Origin of the sequence: Teichococcus deserti (genome assembly GCF_001982615.1) — a bacterium.
Lineage (GTDB): Bacteria > Pseudomonadota > Alphaproteobacteria > Acetobacterales > Acetobacteraceae > Pseudoroseomonas > Pseudoroseomonas deserti.
This window is the reverse complement of sequence record NZ_MLCO01000319.1, coordinates 1-6,908: the sequence shown is the minus strand read 5'-3', so window position 1 is coordinate 6,908 and position 6,908 is coordinate 1. Positions and strand designations below refer to the sequence as shown.

The window sequence follows — 6,908 nt, the reverse complement described above, 5'->3', positions numbered from 1 at the left end:
GACCTGGGACGGGCGCGGCCCGATCGGCGGGCTGGCGGTGACCCGCGGCGCCGGCCCGGTGCGCCGCGCCGTCGTCGAGGCGCGCCGCCGCGTCGCCGAGCTGCTGGGCCCGCAGCCGGTGACCGACCTGCGCGGCCTCGACCTGGAAGCGACCGGCCTCTACGCGCTGGTGACCACCCCCTCCGCCTGATGCGTCTTTTCGGTCTGTCCGTGGCGCTGCTGGGCCTGGCGGCGTCGCCGGCCGAAGCCGTGCCGGCCCCCTATGCGCAAAGCTGCTATTTCGACCGCGGCTCGCTGACCCTGAATGCCCGCTGCCGCATGGTGCTGGCCGGCGCCGTCCGCGTCTGGGAGGAGGAGCGCGACTGGCAGGCCGGTCCGGCGCCCTTGCGGGCCGCGGCGATGCCGGGCGACCGGCCCTGGTCCGGCCGGCCGCCGCGCATCCGCCTGACCGGCCATGCCCAGGAGCAGCGCGGCCGCGAGACCGACGAGCAGACCGCCTGGCGCCGGGCCGAGGCGGTGTCCCGCGCGCTGGTCGCGCTCGGCGTGCCGGCCGAGCTGATCGAGCTGGACGGCCGCGGCGCCCGCGAGGCCCGCCAGCCCGAGGACGGCCCGCATCCGCTGAACCGCCGCGTCGACCTGCTGGTCGGCTGGGAAGCGTCGGAAGGCTAGAGCGTGATGGCTTGCGGTGGGATCACCGAAAAGCCTGACTCACGCGAACGAACGAAGTCCTGGAGCCGATTGGCTTCGGTGTCCGAAGCCAATCGGCTCTAGCCGGCCTCCGCCAGGCGTTGCCCGGTCAGCGGCAGGCTGCGCAGCCGCTTGCCGGTCGCGTGGAACAGGGCATTGGCGATGGCAGGAGCCACGCCGACGATGCCGAGCTCGCCCACCGCCTTGCCGCCGAGCGCCGAGGCATGCGGATCGGGCTCGCCGACGTCGATCACTTCGATCTCCGGGATGTCGGCATTGGTCGGCAGCAGGTAGTCCCCCAGGTTGTCGTTCATCAGCCGGGCGTGGCGATGGTCGACCAGGCCTTCCTCCAGCAGCGCCTGGCCGATGCCCATGACGATGCCGCCCTTCCACTGGCTGGCCGCCAGCTTCGGGTTGTAGAGCCGGCCGGAATCGAAGGCCGAGACGACCCGCCGCAGGCGGATCGTCTGCAGCGCCTCGTCCACTGCCACCTCGACGAAATGCGCGCACCAGGAATGCATCGAATAGTCGCCGTCGGTCGGCGCCCGCATGGTCGAGACGGTGGTGAAGTTGCGGTAGTGGTCCTCCGGCTTCAGCCGGTTTTCGGCCAGCGTGTCGCGCAGGGCTTCCACCCGCTCGCGCCCGGTCGCCTTCAGCACCGCAGAGACATCATAGGCGGTGCCGTCGGGGGCGACGAGCATGCCGCCTTCGAGCCGCAGCGTGTTGGCCCCCGTGCCGCGCAGCGGCGAGCGCGGGTCGGACAGCGCCAGGCCGATCAGCACCTCCCGCGCCGCCAGCGCCGCCTTGTGCACGGCGCCGGTCATCAGCCCGGCCATCTGCGAGCCGCCGGTGACGGGCGCGCGGGGCAGGCGGGAATCGCCGAGCCGCACCTGCACCCGCTCCACCGGCAGGCCCAGCGCCTCGGCCGCGGTCTGCGCCAGGATGGTGTGCGCGCCGGTGCCCATGTCGGCGGTGCTGCTGGCGACCTCGACGCTGCCATCGGCGAGGATGCCTACCAGCGCCTCGCCCGCCGTGCGCCGCACCGGATAGGTTCCCGCCGCCATGCCCCAGCCGATCAGCAGGTGGCCGTCCCGCATCGAGCGCGGCATCGGGTCGCGCCGGTCCCAGCCGAAGGCGACGGCGCCGGCCGCCAGCGCCTCGCGCAGCTTGCGGGTGGACCAGGGTTTTCCACTCGAGTGGTCATGCTCGGCATCGTTCAGCAGCCGCAGCGCCAGCGGGTCCTGGCCGACCGCATGCGCCAGCTCGTCGATGGCGGATTCCAGCCCGAAGGCGCTGGGATTCTCGCCCGGGGCGCGCTTGGCGCCGGGCTGCACCGTATGGACCGGCACGACATTCTGCCGGCTGTCGAAGTTCGGCAGGGCATACATCAGGCCGGTGACCGAGCCCAGCGGCTCGACCGACACCGCGTTCATCGAGGTCTCGTTCCAGCCGCGCTGGCGGATGGCCAGCAGGCGGCCGCCGGCCGTCGCGCCGATCTCCAGCACCTGCCGCGTCGCCGGCCGTCCGCCGAGGCCCGTGAAAGTCTGGCTGCGGGTCAGCGCCAGCTTCACCGGCCGCCCCAGCTGCCGCGCCGCCATCGCCGCGACGGCGCCATGCGGCAGGGCCAGCGCCTTGGAGCCGAAGCCGCCGCCGATATAGGGCGAGACGATGCGCACCTGGTCGAAGCGCAGGCCGAACCATTCGGCGTAGGTGCGCGCCATGCCGTCCAGCCACTGGCTGGGCTCCCACAGGGTGAGTTCTTCTCCGTCCCACTGCGCGATCAGGCCATGCGGCTCGATCGGCATGTTGAACTCGCGCGGCGTCCGGTACTCCAGGGTCAGCCGCACCGCCGCCTTGTCCAGCGCGGCCGCGGCATCGCCCCAGGATTTCGACAGCATGTCGATCGGATCGCCGTCGCCGGCGCGGGGGTCGTCCAGCCCGGTGATGGCCGGCACCGCCTCGTAGTCGACCAGGATCAGCCGGGCGGCTTCCTGCGCCTGCTCCAGCGTCTCGGCCACCACGGCGGCGATCTGCTGGCCGTGGTGGAAGATCTCCGCATCCAGCGGGCGGTACTGCGGCTGGGCGGGGGGCGCGCCGGTCCAGCTCGAAGCCGCGGCCAGCGGCGCGGTGTTGTCGGGCGTCAGCACCGCCAGCACGCCGGGGGCGGCCTCGGCGGCGGCGGCGTCGATCCGGGTCACCCGGCCGGCGGCGATGGTCGCGCGCAGGAGCACGGCATGGGCCAGGCCCTCCACCGGCTGGTCGAGGGCGAAGCGGGCGCTGCCTTCCAGCTTGGCGACGCCATCCAGCCGGGCGAGGGCGGCGCCCAGCACCGGCAGTCCGTCGCCGGCGCCGCCGCGCTTCACCGGCGCATCGAGTGGGCTCATGCGGGCTCTCCCACCATGTCTGTCAGCGTTCGTTCGATCAGGGCCGGGACCAGCGCCAGCTTGTGACGGTTGTCGGGCTGCGGCTCGGCCTCGCGCATCGCCAGTGCCGCGGCGGCGGCGATGGCGGCGGGCGTCGGATGCTCGCCGATCAGCGCGGCTTCGACGCTGCGGGCGCGCCAGGGAATGGTGGCGACGCCGCCCAGCGCCAGCCGCAGATCCGCGATCCGCCCGTCAACGCCGAGAGACATCCCGGCCGCGAGGCTGGCGGCGGCGAATTCGTAGGAGGCGCGGTCGCGCAGCTTGACGTAGCGCGCCTGCCGCGCCACCGGGGCGAGGGGGATGCGCAGCCCGGTCACGATCTCCCCCGGCGCCAGCGCAAATTCCTGGCCCGGTGTCGCGCCGGGGAGCAGGAAGAAGTCGTGGACGGACAGCAGCCGCTGGCCATTCGGCGACCAGGTCTCCACCACCGCATCGAAGGCGACCAGCGCCACCGCCAGGTCGCCCGGATGCGTCGCGATGCAATGGGGCGAAACGCCGAGCAGCGCATGCCCGCGCGTCACCCCGCCGACCGCCGCGCATCCGCTGCCCGGGTTCCGCCGATTGCAGGAGCCGACGGCAGCATCACGGAAATAGGCGCAGCGGGTGCGCTGCAGCAGGTTGCCGCCGATCGTGGCCATGTTGCGGATCTGCGGCGAGGCCGAGGCCAGCAGCGCCTGCCCGACCGCCGGCAGCGCCGCGCGCATCGCCGGATGCGCCGCCAGCCGGCTCATCTTGACCAATGCGCCGATGCGGGCCTCGGTCTCGGAGACCTGGATGGCATCGAGGCCGGGCAGGCGGGTCAGGTCGACCACCGCGACCGGCCGCGCCACGCCGAGCTTCGCCAGGTCCAGCAGCCCGGTGCCGCCGCCGAGCGCCATGCCGCCGGCGGCCAGGGCCGCGCCTGCGGCTGCCAGGTCGGCAGGACGTGCGTAGGAGAAATCCATCATGCCAACGTCTCCTGCTCGAGGGCGCGGGCCGCGCGCTGCACGGCGGCGACGATGTGGGGATAGGCGCCGCAGCGGCACAGATTGCCGGCCATGAACTCGCGGATCTCCGCGGCCGAGCCGGCATGGCCCTCGCGGATGCAGGCCACCGCCGACATGATCTGACCGGGGGTGCAGTAGCCGCACTGGAAGGCATCCTCGGCCAGAAAGGCCTTCTGGACCGCATGCAGCGTGCCGTCAGGGCCGGCCAGGCCCTCGATGGTGGTGATGCGGCGGCCCTCGGCCTGCTGCGCCAGGGTCAGGCAGGCCAGCACCCGCTCGCCATCGACATGCAGCGTGCAGGCGCCGCATTGCCCATGGTCGCAGCCTTTCTTGGTGCCGGTCAGGTCGAGCCTCTCGCGCAATGCATCCAGCAGCGTCGTGCGGGGTTCCACCTGAAGCGCGCGCGGCTCGCCATTGACGATCAAGGTGAGGGGGCGAGGGGTGCTCATGCGGCGTTATCCGGGGTCGCGGCATGGCGGATTTGCAGGAGGACAGGCATGACAGACCCTCCGATCGGGCAGATAATGCAATTAACCAGGCAAGAGGCGTAAACGGAGAGTGCCTCCGCTTGTGTGGGGAGCTAAGGCTTGCACCGGCGGCCGTCAAGACCCGCCGGCAATGGAGTAGGGCGTTTGAAGAGTTCTGGCGCGGGCGTGATGGGGGAGACCCCCCCGGTTCTACGGGCGGATGCGCGGCGCAACCGCGACAAGCTGCTGGCCGAGGCGGCGCAGCTTTTCGCCGAGCGCGGGGTGAATGCGGCGCTGGAGGAGATCGCCCGCCGCGCCGGCGTCGGCATCGGCACGCTGTACCGGCATTTCCCGACCCGCGACGCGCTGATCGCCACCGTCTACCAGCGCGAGAGCGAGGCGCTCTACGCCGCCGCCGAGCAGATGGCTGCGACGCTGCCGGCCGATGAGGCGCTGGGGCGCTGGATGCATCGCAGCCTGGACATGATGGCGACCAAGCGGGGCCTGGGCGAAAGCCTGAAGGCGCTGCTGCGCGAGCGGCCGGAGCTGCTGACCGCCAGCAAGAGCGGCTTCCCGGGGACGGTGGAGCGGCTGCTGAACGCCGCCAAGGCCAGCGGCCGGGTCCGCGGCGATGTCGAGCTGGCCGATGTGCTGCATGCGCTGAACGGCATTTATGCCGCGCCGGAAAGCGCCGACTGGCGGGCCCGCTCGGGGCGGGTGCTGGACCTGCTGATGGCCGGGATGCGGCAGGGGGTCGCGGCGGAGTAGCTTCTCAGGGAATGCCGTTGGCGGCATGGGCGCGATGGCCGGGGCGCTGCACCAGCCGCGCCTCCCAGGCCGCGAGCGCCGGCAGGTCGGGATGCGGCATCGGCGTCATCCGCCAGCGGTTGGCCGACAGGCCCAGCACGATGTCGGCCAGGGAAAAATCCGGTCCGGCCACATAGGCGCCGGTCTGCGCCAGCTGCCGGTCGAGCAGCGCCATCTGCGCGTGCCAGCCAGCGATGCCGTCATTCAGCCCCGGGGCGTCGACGAAAGCCGGGTCGCGCCGCACCAGCGCCATGAAGGGCAGCCGCCAGGCGGCGTTGAGCTCGGTCGCCTGCCAGTCCATCCATTGCTCGACCCGGGCGCGGGCCAGCGGATCGCCCGGCAGCAGGGCCGAGCCCGCGGCCAGGTAGCGGCAGATGGTGTTGGATTCCCGCAGGTAGGACCCGTCCGGCAGCTGGATCACCGGCACCAGGCGATGCGGGTTGATCGCCTCGAATTCTGCGGTGTCGAGCGGGCGGAAGCCGCTGCCCCAATCCTCGCGGGCGACATCGCGGCCGAGCTCGGCGCAGGTCCAGAGCACCTTGCGCACATTGATCGAGGAGGCCTTGCCGAGCAGGCGTAGGGTCGCGGTCATGCCCGCGACCCTGCCCGAGCTCGCCGCCGCGCTCAAGACAGCGCGGCGGCGTCGAGGGTCAGCGCAGCGCCGTGTGGGCGGTCTCGCGCAGCGTGGCGATCACCAGCGTCGAGGCGATGGCGGCCAGGATCAGGTAGTAGGTCGGCGACAGCGGCGAGCCGGTCGCGCCGATCAGCCAGGTCGCGATATAGGGCGCGAAGCCGCCGAAGATGGCGACGGCCAGGCTGTAGCCCACCGACATCCAGGTCGAGCGCGACTTGGTCGGGAAGATTTCCGAGATCGCCGCCGGGCCGGGACCGGAGAAGGCCGCGATCATCAGCGCGAAGACGATCTGCACCAGCACCACGGTGCCGAAGCCGGCATCGCCCACCAGCAGGTAGAACAGCGGCCAGGTCAGGAAGATAAAACTGACGCAGCAGGCCAGCAGCAGCGGCTTGCGGCCGATGCGGTCGGACAGCGCGCCCATCAGCGGGATGGCGACGACCAGCACCACCAGCCCCAGCGTGTTCGACCACAGCGCCGCGCTGCGGCTGAGGCCGGCATATTTCTGGGTGAAGGTCGGCATGTAGTTCAGCATCACATAGTAGGAGACCGTCCAGAGGATGGTGAAGCCGGCCGCCTTGGCGGCAAGGGCGAAGTTGCTCGACCCGGCGGGCTCGGCCACCGCCCTGGCCGGCGCGGCCGCCTCGGCCTCGCGGAAGGCCGGCGTCTCCTCGATGTTGCGGCGCATGTAGACGCCGACCGGCACCAGCACAGCGCCCAGCAGGAAGGGGATGCGCCAGCCCCAGTTCTCCATCGCCTCGACCGAGAGGGTGGAGCTGAACAGGGCGGCGACGGCCGAGCCCAGCAGCAGGCCGCCGGCGACGGACGCCTGCTGGAAGCTGCCGAAGAAGCCGCGGCGGCTGGGCGGCGCCCATTCGACGATGAAGGCGGTGGAGCCGCCCCA

8 protein-coding genes are annotated in these 6,908 nt (G+C 72.3%); 3 read left to right on the top strand and 5 right to left on the bottom strand.

The genetic code is table 11. The features are described 5' to 3' along the window. Both BKE38_RS32440 and BKE38_RS25835 read left to right on the top strand, forming a co-directional pair. On the top strand, positions 1-190 hold a 190-nt coding region (locus BKE38_RS32440), incomplete at its 5' end, for a hypothetical protein (protein ID WP_165694286.1). Next, the gene (locus tag BKE38_RS25835) at positions 190-669 is read left to right on the top strand and encodes an OmpA family protein (protein ID WP_083747873.1); all 480 of its coding nucleotides are present in this window, start codon (positions 190-192) and stop codon (positions 667-669) included. The genes BKE38_RS32440 and BKE38_RS25835, both read left to right, overlap by 1 nt. A 98-nt stretch (positions 670-767) precedes the next feature. On the opposite strand, the gene BKE38_RS25830 is transcribed toward BKE38_RS25835, so the two are convergent. Genes BKE38_RS25830 through BKE38_RS25820 form a run of 3 tightly spaced genes read right to left on the bottom strand, consistent with a single transcriptional unit; the run spans position 768 to position 4,545 of the window. Continuing rightward, positions 768-3,071: a xanthine dehydrogenase family protein molybdopterin-binding subunit gene (locus BKE38_RS25830; protein ID WP_076960085.1), complete on the bottom strand. Its 2,304-nt coding sequence runs from the start codon at positions 3,069-3,071 to the stop codon at positions 768-770. Continuing rightward, a complete protein-coding gene (locus BKE38_RS25825) occupies positions 3,068-4,057 on the bottom strand; it encodes an FAD binding domain-containing protein (protein ID WP_076960084.1) in 990 nt (329 codons plus the stop codon). The genes BKE38_RS25830 and BKE38_RS25825 overlap by 4 nt, the downstream gene beginning before the upstream one ends. Next, positions 4,054-4,545: a (2Fe-2S)-binding protein gene (locus BKE38_RS25820; protein ID WP_076960083.1), complete on the bottom strand. Its 492-nt coding sequence runs from the start codon at positions 4,543-4,545 to the stop codon at positions 4,054-4,056. Before BKE38_RS25820 ends, BKE38_RS25825 begins: the two co-directional genes overlap by 4 nt. Positions 4,546-4,752: 207 nt before the next feature. Here BKE38_RS25820 and BKE38_RS25815 point away from each other — a divergent pair, with 207 nt between their 5' ends. Next, a complete protein-coding gene (locus BKE38_RS25815; protein WP_076960082.1) occupies positions 4,753-5,331 on the top strand; it encodes a TetR/AcrR family transcriptional regulator in 579 nt (192 codons plus the stop codon). Between the two features lie 4 nt (positions 5,332-5,335). Here the strand turns inward: BKE38_RS25815 and BKE38_RS25810 are convergent, their stop codons facing one another. Beyond that, positions 5,336-5,962 (bottom strand): glutathione S-transferase family protein, encoded by a 627-nt coding sequence (locus BKE38_RS25810; RefSeq protein WP_076960081.1) that lies wholly within the window; start codon positions 5,960-5,962, stop codon positions 5,336-5,338. Positions 5,963-6,020: 58 nt separating this feature from the next. Next, positions 6,021-6,908, bottom strand: an 888-nt coding sequence (locus BKE38_RS25805) for an MFS transporter (protein WP_076960080.1), incomplete at its 5' end; no start/stop codon positions are given.